We start from the raw sequence: 22405 nt of genomic DNA on the forward strand, positions 1-22405 counted from the left end.
CGCGCCGGGGGCGCGGATGAATCTGCTGCACATGGCCTTCCTCCTTGGATGCGTGTCCGTGTCATGGTTGAGACCGGACATCTTTTGGCGAACATTTGTTCGCTAAACATCATTTTATGGAGAAAGCGCCGGATGTCAAACTACAATCGCAGGCATTGCAGAACACCATCGTGAACCCATGGATTCGACCTTGCCGGAAACCAGCGAAAAGAAAGAAGAGTTTCTCGACAGCCTGGCCAATGGCCTGCAGCTGTTGCGCATCTACGCCACAGGCGTGGCCAGCGTGACGGTGCAGGAAGCCGCCGAGCAGCTGGACGTCACGCGCGCGGCTTCGCGCCGCATCCTGCTGACGCTGGAAAAGCTGGGATATGTACGGCAGGACGGCAGGCAGTTCTCGCCCACCCCCAAGGTCATGGACCTGGGATATGCCTATTTCGCGTCGCTGAGCCTGCCCAGGCTGGTGCGGCCGGTGATGCAGGATGTGGCGCGCGCCTTGGGTGAAACCTGTTCGCTGGGCGTGCTGGACCGCGAGCACGTTGTGTTCCTGGCGCGCGAGGAAGCGCCCAAGCTGCTCAAGCTGGACCTGACGATCGGCAGCCGCCTGCCCGCCTACGCCCACTCGCTGGGACGTGCGCTGCTGTCGACGCTGGACGACGAGGCGCTTGACCAGTATCTGGAGAACGCCGAACTCAAGCGCCTCACGCCCTACACCACGGTCTCGAAGACGGCGCTGCGCAAGCTGATCCGCCAGGTGCGCAGCGACGGCTACAGCATTTCGGTCAGCGAGCTGGTGGATGGTTTTGCCGGCGTGGCCGTGCCGCTGCGCAACCATGAAGGCAAGGTGGTGGCGGGCCTGAGCGTCAGCATGGTGCTGGGCGCCCGCTCGCCCGATGAGCTGCGGCGCCAGCACCTGCCCGCGCTGCAACGCGCGGCGGCAACGATACTCGACTCGATGCCGCGCAGCAGCATCTGACCCCGCCGGCGTGCTCAGCCGTCCAGGCCCAGCAGCGCCTTCAGCGCATCCTCGTCCAGCACGGTGACGCCCAGTTCCTGCGCCTTGGCCAGCTTGCTGCCGGCCTCTTCGCCCGCCACCAGATAGGCGGTCTTCTTGGAAACCGAGCCGCTGACCTTGCCGCCCGCCGCCTGGATGCGCATCGAGGCTTCCTCGCGCGTCCAGTTGGGCAGCGTGCCGGTCAGCACGAAGGTCTTGCCGGCCAGCGTGGTGTCTTCGGGCACGGCCTCGGCCACCGGATGCACGCCCTGCGCCTTGAGCTGTTCGATGACGTCGCGGTTGTGCTGTTCGGCGAAGAAGCGGCGGATGGAGCCCGCCACCACCGGCCCCACGTCCGGCACGGACGACAGCGCGTCCTCGTCGGCGTCCATGATGGCCTCGATGCTGCCGAAGTGGCGCGCCACGTCGCGCGCGGTGGTCTCGCCGACATGGCGGATGCCCAGCGCGAACAGCAGGCGTCCCAGCGCCGGCGCGCGGGCCTTGTCGATGGCCTCGACCAGGTTGTCGGCCGACTTCTGGCCCATGCGGTCCAGGCCCACCAGTTCGAGCGGCCGCAGGCTGTACAGATCGGCCAGCGACTTCACGCGGCCACTGTCGACCAGCTGGTCCACCAGTTTTTCGCCCAGCCCTTCGATATCCAGCGCCTTGCGGCTGGCGGCGTGCCACAGCGTCTGCTTGCGCTGCGCGCCGCAGAACAGGCCGCCGGTGCAACGGGCGATGGTCTCGTCCTCCAGCCGCTCGATGGCCGAGCCGCAGACCGGACAGGCGGTGGGCATGACGAACTCACGCGCGTCGGCGGGGCGTTTTTCCAGCACCGCGCCGACCACCTCGGGAATCACGTCGCCGGCGCGGCGCACGATCACCGTGTCGCCGATGCGTACATCCTTGCGCCGGATTTCGTCTTCGTTGTGCAGCGTCGCGTTGGTGACGGTGACGCCGCCCACGAACACCGGCTTGAGCCGCGCGACGGGCGTGATGGCGCCGGTGCGCCCCACCTGCACCTCGATGTCAAGCAGGGTCGTGGTGGCCTCTTCGGCCGGGAACTTGTGCGCCAGCGCGAAGCGCGGCGCACGCGCCACGAAACCCAGCAGCTTTTGCGCCACCAGCGAATCGACCTTGTAGACCACGCCGTCGATGTCATAGGGCAGCGACGGACGCAGCGCCCCCACCTTGGCGTAATAGTCCAGCAGCCCCTGTGCGCCGCGGACGCGCTGATTGAACTTCACGTTGACGGGCAAGCCCAGCGAGCCCAGCCAGTCCAGCATGGCGCCATGCAGCTTGCCGGTATCGCCGGGCAGCGCCTCGGCGCCGGAAGCCTCCTCGTCAAACAGCCCGGCCTGCTCCTGCGGGATGCCGCGCAATTCGCCCCAGCTGTAGGCGAAGAAGCGCAACGGCCGCTTGGCGGTGATGCGGGGGTCGAGCTGGCGCAGGCTGCCGGCGGCGGCGTTGCGCGGATTGACGAAGATCTTTTCGTCTCGCTTGGCCTGCGCCTGGTTCAGTTTTTCGAAATCGGCGCGGTTCATCAGCACTTCGCCGCGCACTTCCAGCACCTTGGGCGCGGGGCCGCTGAGCTGCAGCGGAATGGCCTTGATCGTGCGGATATTGGAGGTGACGTCCTCGCCGGTCTGGCCGTCGCCGCGCGTGGCGGCCTGCACCAGGCGGCCGTCTTCGTAGCGCAGGCTGATCGCCAGGCCGTCGAGCTTGAGTTCACAGAAGTAGTCGGCTTCTTCGGCTGGGCCCAGGAGGCCCGCGCCGCGCAGCGTATCGGTCACGCGGCGGTCGAAGGCTTCCACGTCCTCGGCCTCGAAGGCATTGCCCAGCGACAGCATGGGCACGGCGTGGCTGACGCTGCCAAAGGCCGAGACCGGCGCCGCGCCGACACGCTGGGTCGGCGACTCGGGCGTGACCAGATCGGGATGCGCGGCCTCCAGGGCCTGCAGCTCCCGCATCAGTTCATCGTATGCCGCGTCCGAGATGGAAGGGTCGTCGTAGACGTAGTACCGGACGTTGTGCTGCTCGATCTCGGCGCGCAGACGCGCCGCGGCCTGTGCCGCGGTTTCACCGCCAGAGGGGCTGCTCATTATGCAAAGACCCGTTGCGCGCGCGCGCTGCCGGCGGGCAGGCCAGCCTGCTCCAACTGGCCGAACAGCACCTGCAGGCGCTCGTCGATCACGGTTTCGGAGCCATCGGCCAGCGGCTTGCCCTGGTCATCGACCAGTTCGGCGCGCAGGCGCGCGGCCAGCTCGCGGCCGACCTCGACCATGCGGCCGAAGGCGCGGCTGTCGGCCGGGCTGCAGGGCACGTCCAGCAGCAGGTACAGGCGTTCGATGCCGCCCATGCCGGCGTCGAACGCGGCGCCGTCGGCGCGCGACAGCGTGAAATGGGCCACGCCGTTGTCCGACGGCCAGGCCAGGCGGCTGCCGTCGGCGACGAAACCAGTGTCGCGGGCCACATTGAGCACTTCGGCGGCGGGCTGCGCGCCGCCCAGCAGCAGCGTCAGGCCGACCTGGGTGTCCAGCGCGGCGCAAGTGTCGTCCAGGCGGGCGGCCTGCTCCAGCACGGCTTGCTGGTCCGGACCCTCGATGGTGGCTTCGAAACGCTCGGCCAGGTCCTGGGCGCGCGCCCAGGCTTGCGACCATTCAATGGCCGTCAGCGGACCGCTGCGGTTGGCCAGCAGCACGGCCAGCGACATCGCGGCATAGCTCTCGCCTGCGTGGATGCGGGCGCGGTGGCGGCCCTGGTCGGTGGTGGCGAACACACGCATCGGCTTGCGGCCGACATGGCGCAGGCTTTGCAGGTAGGGCAGCACATCGGCGCCACGGGCCGGTTCGGCGAAATGAACCTCGATGACGACTTCGCAGGCGGGATCCGGCTCCTCGGCATCGTCGGCGTCGCTGCCGGCGTCCACCGGCACGGGCTGTTCGGGATGCGCGCGCGGCGCGTCGCCGCCCATGCCCGGCTCGCGACGCGGCGCGCCGACAGCCGGAGCCGCCCCGGCGCCCAGCAGGGGATCCTGCTCGCTGGTCGGGAAATGGCTTTGCATCTTGCGCCGGACCCGGCGGTCCTGCCACCAGTTGAAGCCCAGCACCAGCAGTATCAGCAAGACGCCCAGGGCAATCAGCCCGATCTGCAAATCACTCATGTGTAAATCCCGCGCCGTCAGCCGGCGCCCTTCTGAATATTGGGTTTATGCCGCTTCGGAGGCCATTTGCACGGCCGAATCTATATCTACCGCAACAATACGCGAAACCCCCTGCTCTTGCATGGTCACGCCGACCAATTGCTTGGCCATCTGCATTGCGATCTTGTTGTGCGAGATGAACAGGAACTGCGTCTGCTCGCTCATGTTGCTGACCAGGTTGGCGTAGCGTTCGGTATTGGCGTCGTCCAGCGGCGCGTCCACCTCGTCCAGCAGGCAGAACGGCGCGGGGTTGAGCTTGAACAGCGCGAACACCAGCGCGGTCGCCGTCAGCGCCTTTTCGCCGCCCGACAGCAGGTGGATGGTGCTGTTGCGCTTGCCCGGGGGCTGCGCCATCACCTGCACGCCGGCGTCCAGGATTTCCTCGCCGGTCATGGTGAGCTTGGCCTCGCCGCCGCCGAAGAGCTTGGGAAACAGCTCGCCGAAATGGCCGTTGACGGTATTGAAGGTCTCTTGCAGCAGTTCGCGGGTTTCGCGGTCGATCTTGCGGATCGCGTCTTCCAGGGTTTCGATGGCGGTCATCAGGTCCTGGTGCTGCGAATCGAGGAAGCCCTTGCGTTCGCGCGAGGCGTTCAGCTCGTCCAGCGCGGCCAGGTTGACCGAGCCCAGCGACTCGATCTGGCGCGAGATGCGCGAGACTTCCGATTGCAGCCAGCTGGCGCGGCGCCATTCGTCGGGCTGGTTGGCCAGCTCCTGAGCCAGCGCCTCGCGGTCGACCTCGCGGGCGTTGAGCTGCTCGGTGAATTGTTCCTCGGCCAGGCGGGCGGCCTGCTCCTGCAGCTGCAGTTCGGTGATGCGGGCGCGGCGCGGCTCCAGCAGGCGTTCCTGCGTCAGGCGATCCTCGTCGGCCCCGCGCAGCAGGGCCGCCAGATTGTCCATTTCCTGGCGCGCGCGCGACAGCGCGTCCTCTCGCTCGGCGCGCAGTTCCAGCGCGTCTTGCAGGCCGGCCTGCGAGGCCGAGGCGTCCAGCTCGGCCAGGTCGGCCTGGAGCTGTTCGAGTTCGACATTGGCGCGCTGGCTTTGATCGGCGGCCAGCTGGCGGTTGCGCTGCAGGTCGGTGATGCGGACCTGGATGCCGCGTTCGGCGAATTCCGCCTCCTGCGCGGCGCGCTCCAGTTCGCGCAGCCGGGCGCGAGCGGCCTCGGCCTGGGCGGCCAGGGTCTCGCCTTCGATCTCGGCGTCGGCGAAACGCGACTGATGCTCGGCCAGTTCCTCGTCCAGCGCTTCGAAGCGGGCCTCGGCTTCCTCGCGCGTGGCGCGCAGGTCTTCCTCGTTGGCCGCGATTTCCTCCAGGTCCTGGCGCAGGCGCGAGGCGCGCTCGCCGGACTGCTCGGCCTGCTGCTGCAGGCGCGAATGCTCGAGCTGGATGTCGTGCACGCGGCGCGTGACTTCGGCCACGCGCTGGCGCGCCGGCGCGATCGATTGGGACACCTGCTGCCAGGCGACCTCGGCGCGGGCCACGGCGGCGCGGGCCTGGTCGGCGATCAGCTGCTGCGCCTTGATTTCGCGCTGCAGGTTCTCGATCTCCTGCTGGCGGGCCAGCAGGCCGGCCTGTTCGGAGTCGGGCGCGTAGAAGCGCACGCTGTGCGCGTCGACCAGATGGCCGGCCTTGACCACGCAGGCGGCGCCGGCCGGCAGCGTGGCGCGCATGGTCAGCGCCTGGGCCAGATCTGGCGCGGTATAGACCCCTGCCAGCCACTCGTTGAGCAGCGTGCGCAGGTCGGGATCGGTGATGCGCAGCAGGCTGGCCAGCGGCGTCAGCCCGGCGGGCGCTGCCGGCGCGGGGGCCGCGACCGGCAATTGATAGAAGGCCAGGCGCGCGGGCGGCGCGTCTTCGGCGAAGGCGCGGGCCCAGTCCAGGCTGCGCACTTCCATCGAGGCCATGCGTTCGCGCATGGCCGATTCCAGCGCGGTTTCCCAGCCCGGTTCGACGTGCAGCTTCTGCCACAGGCGCTGCAAGCCGGCCAGCTCGTGCTTGGCCAGCCAGGGTTCCAGCGCGCCCTGCTTCTGCACGTCTTCCTGCAGCTTGACCAGGGCGGACAGGCGGGCCTCCAGGCGCGCCAGGCTCTGCACTTCGGTCTGCGCGTCGCCCTGGGCGCGGCTGCGCTCGGCGTCGGCCTCGGGCACGCGGGCTTCCAGCTCGGCCAGCTGGCCCTGGGCTTCCTCGAGCTGGTCCTCGCCTGCCGCGCGGTCGCCGGCCAGCTGTTCCAGGCGCGCCGGATCCGGACTATGCAGCTCGCGCAATTCCTGCTGCAAGCGCTCACGGCGCTGTTCCAGCGCCTGCATCTGGCGGTCGGCGTCGCGCTGCGACTGCGCCACCAGGGCCAGGTTCTGCTCGACGCGCGCCAGCGCGGCGCGCATCTCGTCTCGGCCGCCGGCGGCTTCGCGCACGCGCTGCTCGACGTCGGGCAGCGACGCCTGGGCGTCCTCGGCGGCGGCGCGCGCCTCTTCGGTGCGGGCAGCGCCGGTGGCCAGGTCATCCTCGGCCTGGGCGATCTGTTCGGTGCAGTGCTCGCGCTGGGTGTTCCACTCGGCGATCTGCTGCTGCAATTGCTCGCGGCGCGCCTGCAGGCGGTTGCGCGAATCCACCACGTGGCGGATCTCGGCCTCCAGGCGGCTGACCTGGGCGTTGGCTTCGTAGAGCTGGCCCTGGGCGGAGTGGACCGCGTCGCTGGCGGCATAGTGCGCCTGGCGGCGCGATTCCAGCTCGGCCTCGCCGGCGCGCAGGCCGGCGATGGCGGCTTCCAGCTCGTTCTGCGCCTGCAGCATTTCCTGGGCCTTGCGGGCGCGTTCTTCGCGCGCGCCGGTTTCCTTCAGGAACCACAGCGAATGCTGCTTTTTTTCGCCGTCGGCCTGCAGCTCGCGGTAGCGCGTGGCGACTTCGGCCTGCGCCTCCAGCTTTTCGAGCTGGCTGTTCAGCTCGCGCAGGATGTCCTCGACCCGGGTCAGGTTCTCGCGCGTGTCGGACAGGCGGTTTTCGGTTTCGCGGCGGCGCTCTTTATAGCGAGACACGCCGGCAGCCTCTTCCAGGAACACCCGCAGTTCTTCGGGGCGCGCCTCGATCAGGCGGTTGATCATGCCCTGGCCGATGATGGCGTAGCCGCGAGCGCCCAGGCCGGTGCCCAGGAAGATGTCGTGGATGTCGCGGCGGCGGACCTGCTGGTTGTTGACGAAATAGCTGCTGGTGCCGTCGCGGGTCAGCACCCGGCGCACCGCGATCTCGGCGTAGGTGCTCCACTGGCCGGCGGCGCGCCCTTCGCTGTTGTCGAACACCATTTCCACGGACGCGCGCGCGGCCGGCTTACGATTGCCCGAGCCGTTGAAAATGACGTCCTGCATGGACTCGCCACGCAGTTCCGAGGCCTTGGCCTCGCCCAGCACCCAGCGCACGGCGTCGATGATGTTCGACTTGCCGCAACCGTTGGGGCCCACCACGCCCACCAGTTGGCTGGGCACGGGGATCACGGTGGGATCGACGAAGGACTTGAAGCCGGCGAGTTTTAGCTGAGTAAGACGCACAGTACGATGACGGACCGGGTGGTGGGTTGAACGAAAGGCGTTAACAGACCGGGACCTGCCGCGCAGATTGCAAACCGGCCCAGGAGGGCCGGCGCGCATATCGCCCGTATGATACCGCAGGCGGTCTGTCCCCGAACGTGAACAAGCGTCAAGAGGCGTGACGCGCGCGCCATCCCGATCCGGTCAAACCACGGGCAAACGCCGAGCCGGGCAGGACTGTGCCACCGGCTATACTCCCTGACACTTTTTGGAACGGCACACTATTCAACTAGCAGGCTGGCCGGCTCGGGCCAGGCATCGGGGACATTCTTGAAACGTGGTTTCTATCTGGTCATGGCCGCGCAGGCCTTCTCGTCATTGGCGGACAACGCGCTGTTCATCGCGGCGATCGCCCTGATACAGGAACTGCACGGGCCTGACTGGCTGGCGCCCATGATGAAATGGACCTTCGCCCTGGCCTACGTGGTGCTGGCCGCCTTCGTCGGCGCCTTCGCGGACTCCTTCCCCAAGGGCCGGGTGATGTTCAGCACCAATGCCCTGAAGGTCGCCGGCTGTCTGCTGATGTTCTCGTACGCCAGCCTGGGCATCGCCCCGGAATACCAGACGTATCTGGTGTGCGCGGCCTATGGCGTGGTCGGCATCGGCGCCGCCGCCTACTCGCCGGCCAAGTACGGCATCGTCACCGAAATGCTGCCGCCGTCCATGCTGGTCAAGGGCAACAGCTGGATCGAGGGCCTGACGGTGTTGTCCATCATCCTGGGCACCGTGCTGGGCGGCCTGCTGATCTCGTCGCACGTGTCCAACGCCTTGCTGCACCATTCCTTCATCGGCAAGCTGGTGCATTCGCCAGCCGAGGCGGCCATCCTGGTGATCGCCTTCGTCTACCTGCTGGCGGCCCTGTGCAACCTGATGATTCCGCAGACGCACGTGCGCTACCCGCCGCAGCAGAAGAACCCGATCAGGCTCATGGGCACCTTCTGGGGCTATGTCTGCGTGCTGTGGCGCGACAAGCTGGGCCAGATCTCGCTGGCCGTCACGACCCTGTTCTGGGGCGCCGGCGCCACGCTGCAGCTGATCGTCATCGAATGGGGCCGCAGCCACCTGGGCTACCAGCTGGACAAGGCCTCCATCCTGATGGGCGTGGCGGCGCTGGGCACCGTGGTGGGCTCGATCCTGGCCGGCCGCATTCCGCTGCGCCGCGCGCTGTCGGTGCTGCCGGTGGGCGCGGCCATGGGCCTGGTGGTGCTGCTGATGCCGCTGGTCTATGCCCCCTGGAGCGTCTACCTGCTGCTGCTGGTCACCGGCGGCCTGGCCGGCTTCTTCGTCGTGCCCATGAACGCCCTGCTGCAGCACCGCGGCCACGTGCTGCTGTCCGCCGGCCATTCCATCGCCGTGCAGAACTTCAACGAGCAGCTCAACATCCTGCTCATGGTCGCCATGTACACGCTGCTGCTGTGGCTGCAACTGCCGATCAACATCATCATCGTGATGTTCGGCACCGTGGTCGCCGTGCTGATGGTGGTCTTCATGCGCTGGTGCAAGCGCAACCTGCAGGCCAATCCTGAGCTGCAGGAACAGATCGGCCAGGAAGGTCACGGCCGGGCCCTGGGGGAGTAACCCACCCCCGAAGCGCCTCTGGCGCTTCCCCCTCAAGGGGGCGCCGCTGCGGACCGGCAGAGCCGGCTCCGCGCGGCCTTGATTGGGGCGGCAGTGTCGGATGGCCGTGCGTGTCTTTCGGGCGGCCCTGTCACGCATACTGGCCAGCTCTGGCGCTTCAGCGCGGCAGCGCCCATTGGGCGCGCATGATGGCGGCGCGCCGTGCGCTCAGACTCAATCGCAGAAATCAGACGGCGCGTGGATGCGCGCATCAGTTCAGGCTGGCGGCCAGCTTCAGGTCTTGCCAGGCGCGGGACTTTTCCACCGGGCTGCGCAGCAGGTAGGCGGGGTGGTAGCTGACGATCACGGGGATTTGCGGGCCGGCGTCGGTCTTGAGCTGGTGCACACGGCCGCGCAGGCTGCCGATGGTGGCCTCGGTGCCCAGCAGCGTCTGGGCGGCGAAGCGGCCCAGCACCAGGATGCGCTCGGGCTTGAGCAGCTCGATCTGGCGCATCAGGTAGGGGCTGCAGGCGGCGATTTCCTCGGGCTTGGGATTGCGGTTGCCGGGCGGGCGGCACTTGATCACGTTGGCGATGAACACGTCGCGCTCGCGGCTCATGCCCACGGCCGACAGCATGGCGTCGAGCAGCTGGCCCGAACGGCCGACGAAGGGCTGGCCCTGGCGGTCTTCCTGTTCGCCCGGCGCCTCGCCCACCACCAGCCAGCGCGCCGGCTGGCCGCCATGGCCGAAGACCGCGTGGCGGCGTCCCTGGCACAGGCCGCAGGCGGTGCAGGACACGACCTGCTCGCGCAGTTCGTCCAGGGTGGCGTTGCGCACGCGCTCGGCGACGGGAATGACCGGGGCCTCGGCGACTTCCGGCTCCTGCCTGGCGACCGGCTTGGGCGGCGGGCCGCTGCGCACGGCCGGGGCGACGCGTGCCGGCGCGTCCGGCCCGGGCGCGGCCTGCGCCTGCGGCGCCGCTGCAACGGGCAGCGCGACCGGCGAGGCCGGGTCCGAACGTTCGACCTGAGCCGGACGGATGGACGCTTCCTTTTTAAAATCAATGACTTGTGTATCAACCTGGCGGGCGACAGGCGCGGGCTTGAGCCACAACTTCTCCATGCCGATCTCGCGCAGCCAGATGCGCTGCAACGGGTTCACGCGCGGCGCGGCGGCGCCGGCCGGCGGGATGGCGGGCATGATGTCTTCGGGCGACCGGACGGCATTCATGCTCAGGCTCCGTTCGCGTCGAAACGCTTTTGCATGACCAGGGCGTCCTCGCGTCCGCCCTTGTCCGCCGGGTAATAGCCACGGCGCACGCCGATCTGCAGATAGCCATGCTTCTTATAGAACGCGATGGCCGAGACGTTGGATGGCCGCACTTCCAGCAGCACGCCCTCCAGGCCGCGCTCGCGCGCGCGCTGCTCGCACCAGTGCATCAGCTCGCCGCCCAGCCCCTGCCGATGCAGGTCCCTGGCCACGGCGATCACCAGCAGATGGGCGACATCCGGCGCGAACATGAGGATACAGAAACCCGCCAGCCTGCCTTCCTGGCGCAAGGTCCAGGCGCCATAGCCGGCCGCCAGCGCATCGGAGAAATTGCCACGCGTCCAGGGGAAGGACTGCACGTTGGCTTCCAGCGCGACCACCTCGTCCAGATCGGCGTCGGTCAGCGGTTGCGGCGTCGCCGGGATGGCCCGGCGCGCCTTGGGGTTGCCGCCTTCGCCGCGCATGCGCTCGGCGGTGGTGAAGGCGACCTTGTCTCTTACATAGAGCGGCGCGGCCAGCTCGGCCGGCACCGACTGCCCGCGCAGCCAGTCCTGCCGCGCCAGCCTGGCCACGCTGGCGGCTTCCGGACGCAGGACGTCGACCCGCTGCCAGGCAGGCGGCGGCGCCATGTCGGCCGCGTAGGCGTCCCAGGCATCACCGGCGATCAACAGCGGCGCGCCCAGGCGCCAGCCAGACTGATGATGTTGCGCCCAGGGCACGACTTCGGCGGCGGCGATCAGCATGGGCTCCTGGAGCGTCTCCCAGGAAGCCGGCTCGTCGCCTTCCGTTCCTGCCCGCCGGTAGACGGCCAGATAGACTTCATTCATGCGGGCGTCCAGCGCCACCAGCACGGCCTGGCCCGGCGCGGCTCCGGTCTGCGCGGCCACCGCCAAATGCGAAACCACCGGCAGCACCGGGATATCCAGTCCCAGGGCCATGCCCTGGGCCACGCCGCAGGCCACCCGCAAGCCGGTGAACCCGCCCGGCCCCTGGCCGAACGCCACCGCGTGCAGCGCGCCCGGGGCCAGTCCCGCCTCGGCCAGCAGTTCGCCGGCCATGGGCAGCAGCCGCTCGGCGTGCTCCTGGGATCCTTCGTGCTCACGGACGGTGACGTCCAGCCGGCCGTCGGCCGCGCGCAACAGGGCGACGCCGCAGCGCGACGACGAGGTTTCCAGAGCCAGCAGGTTTAGTTCCATAGGTGCAGATTGTACGAAATTAGACGGCTTTGACCCGTCGAGAAGGGGGATTTCAACCAGGGCTCGCAATGTGTAATATCTTGTGAACGCCCTCTAGCCGCTGGTTCTTGTCACTGTTACATTTCCGGCCATGAACACTCAAAACACCACCCCCACCCGCAAAATCCTCGTCGTCGACGACGATCCGCGCTTGCGCGATCTGCTGCGCCGGTACTTGTCCGAGCAGGGATTCAACGTCTTCGTCGCCGAAGACGCCAAAGAGATGGGCAAACTCTGGCAACGCGAGCATTTCGACCTGCTCGTGCTGGATCTGATGCTGCCCGGCGAAGATGGCCTGTCCATCTGCCGCCGGCTGCGCGGTGGCCATGACAACACGCCCATCATCATGCTGACGGCCAAGGCGGAAGAAATCGACCGCATCGTCGGCCTGGAGATGGGCGCGGACGACTACCTGTCCAAGCCGTTCAATCCTCGCGAGCTGCTGGCCCGGATCAACGCGATCCTGCGCCGCCGCGGCACCGAGGAGCATCCCGGCGCCCCCAGCCAGGAAAACGAATCCATCGCCTTCGGCCCCTACGTGCTGAACCTGTCCACCCGCACGCTGACGCGCAACGGGGAACAGGTGCCCATCACCACGGGCGAATTCTCCGTGCTGAAGGTGTTCGCGCGCCATCCCAAGATTCCGCTGTCGCGCGACAAGCTGATGGAACTGGCCCGCGGCCGCGAGTACGAAGCCTTCGACCGCAGCCTGGACGTGCAGATTTCCCGCCTGCGCAAGCTGATCGAGCCGAACCCGTCCAAGCCCGTATTCATCCAGACCGTCTGGGGCCTGGGATACGTGTTCGTTCCGGACGGTGGCAGTTGATCGACAAGCCCGCCCCGGGCAGGAGCGCAGCCTCGTGCCCCGCTTGCGCAAAACCTTCAGGAACCTGACCTCGCGTCTGCGGCTGGGACTATTCGGCCGCACGTTCCTGTTGCTCGCCGCGCTGATGCTCGTCAGCCTGGGTGCGTGGCTACAAGTCTTCTTCAGCATGGAGCTGGGCCCGCGCGCCAACCAGATGGCGCAGCGGGTGATCACGGCCGTCAACATCACGCGCACCGCGCTGATCTACTCCCACGACGGCGAACGCAGCAAGCTCCTGCTCGACCTGGCCACCAATGAAGGCATCCAGGTCTATCCGCGCGAGGTCACCGACTACGCCGAGGCCCTGCCCGACGACGACTACTGGCAGCGCGTGGCGCAGCACATCCGCACGCGCTTCGGTCCCGAGACCCAGATCGCCTGGGGCGTGAACCAGGTGCCGGGCTTCTGGGTCAGCTTCCAGATCGAGAAAGAGCTGTACTGGCTGGTGTTCGAGCGCGAGCAGATCGGGCTGACCGGCGGCATCGAATGGCTGGGCTGGGGCGCGACCGCATTGCTGCTGTCGCTGGTGGGCGCGGCCGTCAGCGTGGGCTTCGTGAACCGGCCGCTGTCGCGGCTGGCGCGCGCCGCCCAGGTGCTGTCGCGCGGCGAGACGCCCGCGCCGCTGCCCGAGCAGGGGCCGCTCGAGATCCGCGACCTGAACGCCTCGTTCAACCGCATGGCCAAGGACCTGCGCCAAGCCGAGGCCGACCGAGAGCTGATGCTGGCGGGGATTTCCCATGACCTGCGCACTCCGCTGGCGCGCATGCGCCTGGAGATCGAGCTGAGCGGCGTGTCGGAAGACGCGCGCCAGGCCATCGACGAAGACCTGGGCCAGATCGACCACAGCATCGGCCAGCTCATGGAATACGCCCGCCCGGCGGGCACCCTGCCCCAACTGGCGACGGACATTTCCGCCGTGCTGGCCGAACTCTACGAGCGCGAGCGCAGCCATACCGCCTCGCTGGGCGGCGAACTGGATGCCTCGCTGGAACCCGGCCTGCGCGCGCGCATCACCGCGCTGGACCTCAAGCGCATCGTCAGCAACCTGATCGAGAACGCCCGTCGCTACGGCCGTTCAGAAGACGGCATGGCGCATCTGGTCATGACACTGCAAGCTGAGGGCGGCATCATCGCCATCGAGGTATGCGACCGCGGACCGGGCATCGCGCCCGAGGACGTGGAGCGCCTGCTGCGTCCCTTCTCGCGCGGCGAAGCGGCGCGCACCGGCGTCAGCGGCGCCGGCCTGGGTTTGGCCATTGTCGAGCGGCTGCTCAAGCATGTGGGTGGATCCCTGCGCATGCTCCCCCGCGAGGGGGGCGGTTTGACCGCGCGGATAGAGCTGCCCAAAGCCAAATTTAGGAATTATCAATTAGACAGTGAAAATCAATAGCGTAGAATTCATGGTTTGAGGCACAGGCTTCATTCCACCGACAACACCAGGAGTAAACATGAAAACTGTTGGCGACAAACTCGAGCCCTTCAAGGTTACCGGCGTCAAGCCCGGCTTCAACCAGCATGAAGAAAACGGCGTGTCCGCGTTCGAAGACATCACCGAAAGCTCCTTCCCCGGCAAGTGGAAGGTGATTTACTTCTACCCGAAGGACTTCACGTTCGTGTGCCCGACCGAAATCGTCGGCTTCAACAAGCTGGCCAAGGATTTCGAAGACCGCGACGCCGTCCTGCTGGGCGGTTCGAGCGACAACGAATTCGTCAAGCTGGCCTGGCGCCGTGAGCACCCGGACCTGAACAAGCTGGGTCACTACCAGTTCGGCGACACCACCGGCGCCCTGATCGACCAGCTGGGCGTGCGTGAAAAGGGTGCTGGCGTTGCCCTGCGCGCCACCTTCATCGTCGACCCGGACAACACGATCCAGCACGTTTCGGTGAACAACCTGAACGTCGGCCGTAACCCGGAAGAAGTTCTGCGTCTGCTCGACGGTCTGCAAACCGACGAGCTGTGCCCGTGCAACCGTACGGTTGGCGGCGCCACGCTGTAATTTCCAGCCCGGCCAGGGGTTTGCTCGCGCAAGCTCCTGCCGGGCTTTAACTGCGCTAGATTATAGGTAAAAACTATGGAATTCCTCTCCACCATCAAAGAACAGTTGCCGGATTGGGCCAAGGACATCCGCCTGAATCTGGACGCCGTGATCGCCCGTTCGACCCTGCCGGCCGAAGACGCCGTGGGCGCCGCCCTGTCGGCCGCCTATGCCGCGCGCAGCCCGCTGCTGGTCGAAGCCTTCAAGAGCGGCCTGTCCGAGACCGACGCCAACGCGGCGCTGACCGCTTCCGCGCTGATGGGCATGAACAACACCTGGTATCCCTACGTGGAAATGAGCGGCGACGCCCAGCTCAAGAGCCTGCCGGCCCAACTGCGCATGAACGCCTACGCCACGCACGGCGGCGTGGAGAAAAAACGCTTCGAGCTGTTCGCGCTGGTGGCCTCGATCATCGGCAAGTGCCATTTCTGCGTGCAGTCGCACTACGAGAACCTGAAGAACGACGGCCTGTCGACCGAGCAGCTGCGCGACGCCGGCCGCATCGCCGCCGTGGTGAACGCCGCCGCGCTGGCGCTGACCGCTCAGGGCAAGTAAGCCGTAGCGCCCGCCGGCATGCGCTGGCCGGCGCCCGGGCTGCCGCCAAGAAAAAACCCGCCTGCATTGTGCTGGCGGGTTTTTTGTTGCGCGTGCGCCGATGCTGCACGGCGCCGTCGACGGATCACTGGTTCTTGGGCGGCATGGTCGAGGTGGTCGGCAGGCCGTAGGCCACCCAGGTCTCGACGCCGCCGCGATACCAGTAGGCGGTCCAGCCCAGCGTGCCGGCGCGCAGCGCCGCGTTGTAGGACGAGCGGTCATTCATGCCCGCGCCCAGGAACACGATGGGCTGGTCGCGCTTGCCGCCGGTCTTCTTCATCAGCCAGGCATCCAGATCGGCTTGCAGGCCGTCCGTCACGCTGCCGTCCGAACCGGCGTCGGGCAGCGAATAGCCGATGGGCAAGGTGTCCTTCAAGCCACTGGTGTCGACGAGGATGAGGTTCTTGTCCTTCTTCAAGAGCGACACCAGATCCCCGGTGGTGATGATCTGCGCGCGGTAGATCTTGTTGGGCGTCGGTCCCTTGTAGGGCGCCGTGAACAGCATGGTCGTGGGCGGCACGCCCATGTCCTTGAGTTCATCGATGGAACCCGGCGGCTGGCCCTGAACCTGACCTTGACCTTGGCCTTGACCTTGGCCCTGCCCCTGCCCCGGCTGCCGCTGCGGCGCGCCCGGCGCCGAGCCGCCCTTGTTGGGCACGACCTCGCCGTTGACGGTGCCCATCTCGATGTCGGAAATCATCACCGCGATGTTCTCGATCAGCTCGTAGCACATCGTGATCGAGCCTTCGCGCGGGCTGTACCAGGCGTTCAGCTTGCCGCAGTCCTTGAAGACCACATTCACCGGCCGCGGCAGCACATAGGTCTGACCCAGCGACTTGATGTTGTCGCCGATCGGCTGGGACAGCGCCTCGGCGAACAGGTTGCCGATCTTGCGACGCGACGGCTCGAACACCACGTTCACGGGCGCGCCCGGCGCGTTGGCCGGCTGCAGGCCCTCGGGCGACCAGGTGCCCACGCGGGTATGCGGCGCCAGGATCTTGTGCCAGGCGCGGTTCTGCTTGTTGAACTCGTCCGCGCAACGCGCCTTGGTGCGATCCTCCAGGCCGACGCTCTTGGTCACGGACTCGAACACGCCGGGGTTGCCGCCGTACATGATGCACAGCATGTTGCGAAAGCGCTTCAGGTCGCCCGTGTGCTCATCCTGCCAGGCCGAACCGGACGATGCGCCGCGGTTCTCGGCCAGCTTGCCGCTGTAGTACCACTGCAAGGCGGCGTAGATCGCGCCCTCCTTGACCATGGTGTTCACTTCCTGATTGTCCGACGGGTACATGGTCGGCTCGACGATCTTCAGCGCAGCATAGATGTCGACCGCGTCCTCTTCGGCGCCGGTCGAGGGCAGCTCCAGTTCGCCGATCAGCGCGTGACCGAACTCGTGCAGGAAGATGCTGCGCATGATGCCGACGTACACCGACACGATGCGCATGTTGTCGCCGCCGAAGCGCGGATACGGGCCCTCGCCCCGCAAGGGCGAATCGGCGCCGCCTTGCTGCCTGGGCGGGTTGCCCGCCGCGCCGCCACCGCCGCTGCCGCCGCTCCCACCGCCACCACCGCGCGCGGGCAGGCCGCCCGCGGCCGGCGCCGGCTTGGCGTCGGCTTGTCCTTCCGTGACGGCGAAGTCGGCGATGCCGAAGGTGCCGACGTCATAGGCCATGATGCCGATCTGCGAACCGGTCGCGGGTTCATCCCTGACGTCGCCGATCTTCTGGCCGTTGACGATGAAGCGCGCCGCGCCGGGCAGCTCGACCACGCGGATGCGGTCGGAGCCATCCAGCTTGGCCACATTCGGCACAGAGGCGATGTCGCGGCGCTTGTCGCCCTGCAGGCAGAACAGGAGCGTGTTCTTGTCGGCCGTCAGTTCAAGCAGGCACAGGCTCTTGTTGGCGCGGTTGTTCAGCACCACGCCGATCGAAGCCTTGGGATTCGGCGACTTGACCACCACATTCACGTCGGTCACTCGGCCAGACTCCGGCGCCGGCCCGACGTTCATGTACAGCGTCTGTTCGCTGCCCGGCGTCGAAGTGTTGCGCAGCGTGAACCAGCCATCCTCCACGCCAGCGGTCCAGCCTTGCAGCATCTGCTGCTGGACCGCGCCGGCCAACGGGCCGAGCTGCTGCTGGTATTGGGCAAGGGCGGGCGTGCTGAAAGCGCCCACGATGGAAAGCAGAGCGATGCCGCGTAGACGCATCCGGAGTCTCTAAGTAGTCAAATTTGAGTAGCGCAGAATATTCCAGATTGATGCGACCCGCTTATTCATTTGTTAAAGATGTATCAAAACCAACGAAGCGCGGGAACCGTTGCGAATGTCGCTTGTCGCGTGTGCCGCTATGCCGGGGAATCCGCGCGCGCCAGCAGCGCCACGACCGTCGCCGCGATGCCTTCCTTGCGGCCCAGATAGCCCAGGCCCTCGTTGGTCTTGGCCTTGATGTTGACCTCGGTAACGGCCAGGCCCGTATCGGCCGCGATGTTCGCCACCATGGCCGCGGCGTGCGGGCCGATCTTCGGCGCCTGCGCGTGCACGGTGGCGTCGATGTTCACCGGCGTCCAGCCGGCCTGGCGCACGCGCGCCATGGCCTCGCGCAGCAGCTTGCGGCTGTCGGCGCCCTTGAAAGCCGGATCGGTGTCCGGGAAGTGCCGGCCGATGTCGCCCAGCCCGGCCGCGCCCAGCAGCGCATCGGTCACGGCGTGCAGCAGCACGTCGGCGTCGGAATGCCCCAGCAGGCCGTGCGTGTGCGGGATCGTCACGCCGCCGATGATGAGGGGCCTGCCTTCGACCAGCGCATGCACGTCGAAGCCCTGGCCGACGCGGAAAGGAATGCTCATAACCATTTTTCCATCAGTTCGAAATCGTCCGGCCAGGTCACCTTGAAATTGCGCAGGGAACCCGGCACCAGCCTGGGCGCATAGCCCGCGGCCTCGATGGCCGCCGCCTCGTCGGTCACCGCCACGCCCGCCACCGCCGCCGCCGTCAGGGCGTCGCGCAGCGCGCCGGCGCGGAACATCTGCGGCGTCTGGGCCAGCCACAGGCCGCTGCGGTCCAGCGTGCGCTCGACGCGCTCGTGGCCGCCCTTGACCGTGTCCGCCACCGGCAGGGCCAGCAGGCCGCCCACCGGATCTTCCAGGCAGGCATCGATCAGTCGCGCCAGCGCCTCGGCCGGCAGACCAGGCCGTGCCGCGTCATGCACCAGCACCCAGGTATCGTCGGCCGCGCCGCTGTCGGCCAGCGCGCCGGCCACCGTATCGGCACGCGTGGCGCCGCCGCAGGCGCGCCACACGGTGCGTGGCAGCCCCGTCAGCGCGTCGTCGACCCAGCCGTCGCCGGGCGTCACCGCCACGCGCACCTGGGCGATGCGCGCGTCGGCGAGCAGGGCGCTGACCGCCAGCCGCAGCATGGGCTGGCCGCCCAGCGGCCGGTATTGCTTGGGCACGGCGTCCTGCCCGGGCCGGCTGGCGCGGGCGCCGACGCCCGCGGCGGGCACGATGGCGATGATTGAGTCAGACATGGTGCGAAGATTTTATAATCTTCCGCCTGATGTCCGCTTCCAGCCAGATGCCCGCCTCCCCTACCTCCGCCACGGCGGCGCCGCCCGTGCCCGCGACCGCCACTACGCTATCCGCACTGAAGACCGGCGCACGCTATGCGCAGCCGCGCCCGCCCGGCTCGGGCGACGCCTGGCTGCTGGCCGACCTGGCGCGCCAGGCCGGCGGCCCGCTGGTCATCCTGACGGCCGAGCCGCTGGAGGCGCAGCGTCTGGCGGAGGAAATCCAGCTGTTCGCGCCCAACCTGTCGGTGCGCCAGCTGCCCGACTGGGAAACGTTGCCGTATGACGCCTTCTCGCCGCACCAGGACCTGATCTCCGAGCGCCTGCACACGCTGCACGCGCTGATGACGAAGTCCGTGGACGTGCTGACGGTGCCGGTCACCACCGCCCTGTACCGGCTCGCGCCGCCCTCCTTCCTGGCCGCCTACACCTTCTCGTTCAAGCAGAAGGACCGGCTGGACGAGGCCGCGCTGCGCGCGCAGCTGACGCTGGCGAACTACAACCACGTCACCCAGGTCACCGCGCCCGGCGAGTTCTGCCTGCGCGGCGGGCTGATCGACCTGTTTCCGATGGGCTCGGTCCTGCCGTACCGGCTGGACCTGTTCGACGACGAGATCGAGACCATCCGCAGCTTCGACGTCGATACCCAGCGCAGCCTGTATCCGGTGGGCGAGGTGCGCCTGTTGCCGGGCCGCGAGTTCCCCATGGATGAGGACGCCCGCAACCGCTTCCGCGCGCGCTTTCGCGAGGTGTTCGAAGGCGATCCCTCGCGCGCCCTGCCCTACAAGGACATCGGCAACGGCATTCCCTTCGCCGGCGTCGAATACTACCTGCCGCTGTTCTTCGACGAGACCGCGACGCTGTTCGACTATCTGGCCGACGACACGGTCACCGTCACCGTGGGCGACATCGACGACGCCATGCAGCGCTTCGGCCAGGATACGGCCAGCCGGTACGGCTTTCTCAAGAGCGACCGCGAGCGCCCGGTGCTGCCGCCGTCGGCGCTGTTCCTGGACCCTGAAACGCTGCACGGCAAGCTGAAGGATTTCCGCCGCCTGGCGCTCACCGCCGGCCAGCCGCATCCCGATTTCCGCGCCGCGCCCGACGTCAGCGTGGCGCGCCGCGCCGAGGATCCGGTCGCCAAGCTGCGCGCGCTGGTCCAGGGACGCCAGAGCCGCCTGCTGCTGTGCGCCGATTCCGCCGGCCGCCGCGAGACGCTGGTGCAGATGCTCAACGAGTTCGGCGTCACGCCCGACGCCCAGCCCGACAGCATCGAGGCCTTCCTGTCCTCGGACGCGCACTTCGGCATCGCCGCCGCGCCGCTGTCCGCGGGCTTCGGCCTGCCCGGCGCCGGCCTGGCCTTCCTGACCGAGAACGATCTGTACCCCGGGCTGGCCACGACGGGACGGCGCGGCAAGCGCGACCAGGAGCGCGCCAGCAACGTCGAAGCCATGGTGCGCGACCTGTCCGAGCTGCGCGCCGGCGATCCGGTGGTGCACGCCCAGCACGGCATCGGCCGCTATCACGGCCTGGTCAACATGGACATGGGCGAAGGCGAGATGGAGTTCCTGCATCTCGAGTACGCCAACGGCAGCACGCTGTACGTGCCGGTGTCGCAGCTGCACGTGATCGCCCGCTACAGCGGCGCCGATCCCGAGGCCGCGCCGCTGCACCAGCTGGGCTCCGGCCAGTGGGACAAGGCCCGCCGCAAGGCCGCCAGGCAGGTGCGCGACACCGCCGCCGAGCTGCTGGCCCTGTACGCGCAGCGCGCCGCGCGCGAAGGCTATGCCTTCAAGCTGCCGCTCAACGACTATGAGGCCTTCGCCGAGGGCTTCGGTTTCGAGGAAACCGCCGACCAGGCCGCCGCCATCCAGGCGGTGATCGCCGACATGACCTCGGGCCGGCCCATGGACCGGCTGGTCTGCGGCGACGTGGGCTTCGGCAAGACCGAAGTGGCGCTGCGCGCCGCCTTCCTGGCCGTGGCCAACGGCAAGCAGGTCGCCCTGCTGTGCCCGACCACGCTGCTGGCCGAACAGCACGCCCAGACCTTCTCGGACCGCTTCGCCGACTGGCCGGTGCGCGTGGTGGAACTGTCGCGCTTCCGCTCGGCCAAGGAAGTCGCCACGGCCATCGAGGGCATCAACGACGGCCGCGTGGACATCGTCATCGGCACCCACAAGATCCTGTCCAAGGACGTGAAGTTCAAGCGCCTGGGCCTGGTCATCATCGACGAGGAACACCGCTTCGGCGTGCGCCAGAAGGAAGCGCTGAAGGCGCTGCGCGCCGAAGTCGACGTGCTGACGCTGACCGCCACGCCGATCCCGCGCACGCTGGGCATGTCGCTGGAAGGCATCCGCGATTTCTCCGTGATCGCCACCGCGCCGCAGAAGCGCCTGGCCATCAAGACCTTCGTGCGGCGCGAGGATGGCAGCACGCTGCGCGAGGCGCTCTTGCGCGAACTCAAGCGCGGCGGCCAGTGCTACTTCCTGCACAACGAGGTCGAGACCATCCACAACCGCCGCGCGCGGCTGGAAGAGCTGGTGCCCGAGGCCCGCATCGCCGTGGCCCATGGCCAGATGCCCGAGCGCGAGCTGGAGCAGGTGATGAAGGGCTTCTACCAGCAGCGCTACAACGTGCTGCTGTGCACGACCATCATCGAGACCGGCATCGACGTGCCCAGCGCCAACACCATCGTGATCCACCGCGCCGACCGCTTCGGCCTGGCCCAGCTGCACCAGCTGCGTGGCCGCGTGGGCCGTTCGCACCACCAGGCCTACGCCTATCTGTTGACGCCCGGCGAGGACGCCATCACCAGCAATGCCAAGAAGCGCCTGGAAGCGATTCAGGCCATGGAAGAGCTGGGCTCGGGCTTCTACCTGGCCATGCACGACCTGGAGATCCGCGGCACCGGCGAGGTGCTGGGCGATTCGCAGTCCGGCAACATCCAGGAAGTGGGCTTCTCCATGTACAACGAGATGCTCAACGAGGCCGTGCGCGCGCTGCGCGCGGGCGAGGAACCGGACCTGGACGCGCCCTTCAACCTGGCCTGCGAGGTCAATCTGCACGCGCCCGCCCTGCTGCCCTCGGACTATTGCGCCGACGTGCACGCGCGCCTGGCCATCTACAAGCGCCTGGCGCACGCGGCCGACGAAGACGACCTGATCCAGATCCAGGAAGAGCTGATCGACCGCTTCGGCAAGCTGCCGGACGCGGCGCAGACCCTGCTGACCACGCACCGCCTGCGGCTGGCGGCGCAGCCGCTGGGCATCGTCAAGATCGATGCCAGCGAGACGCAGGCGCTGCTGCAGTTCGGCCCCAAGACGCCGGTGGATCCCGCCCGCATCATCGAGCTGGTCCAACGCCAGCGCCACATCAAGCTGGCGGGCCAGGACAAGCTGCGCGTCGAGATCAAGGCGCAGCAGATCCCGGCGCGCGCCGACGCCGTGCGTGCGGTGCTGCGCGCGCTGAAGTAAGCTGCCGCTACGCCGCGCGCAGACGCCACCGATCCTTATTCGCAAA

At 68.0% G+C, this 22405-nt stretch carries 15 protein-coding genes; 7 read left to right on the forward strand and 8 right to left on the reverse strand.

What is annotated here, in order from left to right:
* The first annotated feature begins 178 nt into the window (after positions 1–178).
* The gene (locus AC6LJ5_RS13750; protein ID WP_103273085.1) at positions 179–973 is read left to right on the forward strand and encodes an IclR family transcriptional regulator domain-containing protein; all 795 of its coding nucleotides are present in this window, start codon (positions 179–181) and stop codon (positions 971–973) included.
* A 14-nt stretch (positions 974–987) separates the two neighbouring features.
* On the opposite strand, the gene ligA is transcribed toward AC6LJ5_RS13750, so the two are convergent.
* Genes ligA through smc form a run of 3 tightly spaced genes read right to left on the reverse strand, consistent with a single transcriptional unit; the run spans position 988 to position 7730 of the window.
* Complete coding sequence (ligA, locus tag AC6LJ5_RS13755) at positions 988–3093, reverse strand: NAD-dependent DNA ligase LigA (protein ID WP_498140750.1); 2106 nt, start codon at positions 3091–3093, stop codon at positions 988–990.
* On the reverse strand, positions 3093–4154 hold the full coding sequence (locus AC6LJ5_RS13760; RefSeq protein ID WP_103273083.1) for a cell division protein ZipA C-terminal FtsZ-binding domain-containing protein: 1062 nt from the start codon (positions 4152–4154) through the stop codon (positions 3093–3095). Before AC6LJ5_RS13760 ends, ligA begins: the two co-directional genes overlap by 1 nt.
* 45 nt (positions 4155–4199) lie before the next feature.
* Positions 4200–7730 carry a chromosome segregation protein SMC gene (smc, locus tag AC6LJ5_RS13765; protein WP_103273082.1) on the reverse strand — a complete coding sequence of 1177 codons (3531 nt, stop codon included), beginning with the start codon at positions 7728–7730 and terminating at the stop codon, positions 4200–4202.
* Between the two features lie 309 nt (positions 7731–8039).
* Between smc and lplT the strand changes: the two genes are divergently transcribed.
* Complete coding sequence (gene lplT / locus AC6LJ5_RS13770) at positions 8040–9347, forward strand: lysophospholipid transporter LplT (RefSeq protein WP_103273081.1); 1308 nt, start codon at positions 8040–8042, stop codon at positions 9345–9347.
* Between the two features lie 250 nt (positions 9348–9597).
* Here the strand turns inward: lplT and AC6LJ5_RS13775 are convergent, their stop codons facing one another.
* Entirely contained in the window at positions 9598–10527 is a 930-nt protein-coding gene (locus AC6LJ5_RS13775; protein WP_498140765.1) for a uracil-DNA glycosylase, read from the reverse strand.
* A 32-nt stretch (positions 10528–10559) separates the two neighbouring features.
* On the reverse strand, positions 10560–11792 hold the full coding sequence (gene tsaB, locus AC6LJ5_RS13780) for a tRNA (adenosine(37)-N6)-threonylcarbamoyltransferase complex dimerization subunit type 1 TsaB (RefSeq protein ID WP_498140751.1): 1233 nt from the start codon (positions 11790–11792) through the stop codon (positions 10560–10562).
* A gap of 130 nt (positions 11793–11922) precedes the next feature.
* Between tsaB and risA the strand changes: the two genes are divergently transcribed.
* The 4 genes from risA (at position 11923) to AC6LJ5_RS13800 (ending at position 15287) form a co-directional block, all read left to right on the forward strand.
* Complete coding sequence (gene risA, locus AC6LJ5_RS13785; protein WP_003813882.1) at positions 11923–12657, forward strand: response regulator transcription factor RisA; 735 nt, start codon at positions 11923–11925, stop codon at positions 12655–12657.
* A gap of 34 nt (positions 12658–12691) precedes the next feature.
* Entirely contained in the window at positions 12692–14086 is a 1395-nt protein-coding gene (gene risS / locus AC6LJ5_RS13790; RefSeq protein ID WP_199770991.1) for a sensor histidine kinase RisS, read from the forward strand.
* 58 nt (positions 14087–14144) lie between these two features.
* On the forward strand, positions 14145–14693 hold the full coding sequence (locus AC6LJ5_RS13795) for a peroxiredoxin (protein WP_006389231.1): 549 nt from the start codon (positions 14145–14147) through the stop codon (positions 14691–14693).
* Positions 14694–14768: 75 nt separating this feature from the next.
* Entirely contained in the window at positions 14769–15287 is a 519-nt protein-coding gene (locus AC6LJ5_RS13800; protein WP_103273078.1) for a carboxymuconolactone decarboxylase family protein, read from the forward strand.
* 124 nt (positions 15288–15411) lie between these two features.
* Here the strand turns inward: AC6LJ5_RS13800 and AC6LJ5_RS13805 are convergent, their stop codons facing one another.
* The 3 genes from AC6LJ5_RS13805 to ispD form a co-directional block, all read right to left on the reverse strand.
* Positions 15412–17532 (reverse strand): DUF4344 domain-containing metallopeptidase, encoded by a 2121-nt coding sequence (locus tag AC6LJ5_RS13805; RefSeq protein ID WP_498140752.1) that lies wholly within the window; start codon positions 17530–17532, stop codon positions 15412–15414.
* Positions 17533–17669: 137 nt separating this feature from the next.
* Positions 17670–18167 carry a 2-C-methyl-D-erythritol 2,4-cyclodiphosphate synthase gene (ispF, locus tag AC6LJ5_RS13810; protein WP_103273076.1) on the reverse strand — a complete coding sequence of 166 codons (498 nt, stop codon included), beginning with the start codon at positions 18165–18167 and terminating at the stop codon, positions 17670–17672.
* Positions 18164–18847 carry a 2-C-methyl-D-erythritol 4-phosphate cytidylyltransferase gene (gene ispD / locus AC6LJ5_RS13815; RefSeq protein ID WP_498140753.1) on the reverse strand — a complete coding sequence of 228 codons (684 nt, stop codon included), beginning with the start codon at positions 18845–18847 and terminating at the stop codon, positions 18164–18166. Before ispD ends, ispF begins: the two co-directional genes overlap by 4 nt.
* Positions 18848–18876: 29 nt before the next feature.
* On the opposite strand from ispD, the gene mfd reads away from it, so the two are divergent.
* A complete protein-coding gene (gene mfd, locus AC6LJ5_RS13820) occupies positions 18877–22359 on the forward strand; it encodes a transcription-repair coupling factor (RefSeq protein WP_498140754.1) in 3483 nt (1160 codons plus the stop codon).
* Positions 22360–22405: the final 46 nt, after the last annotated feature.

The sequence above is a fragment of the Achromobacter sp. 1011791174 genome, assembly GCF_059760925.1.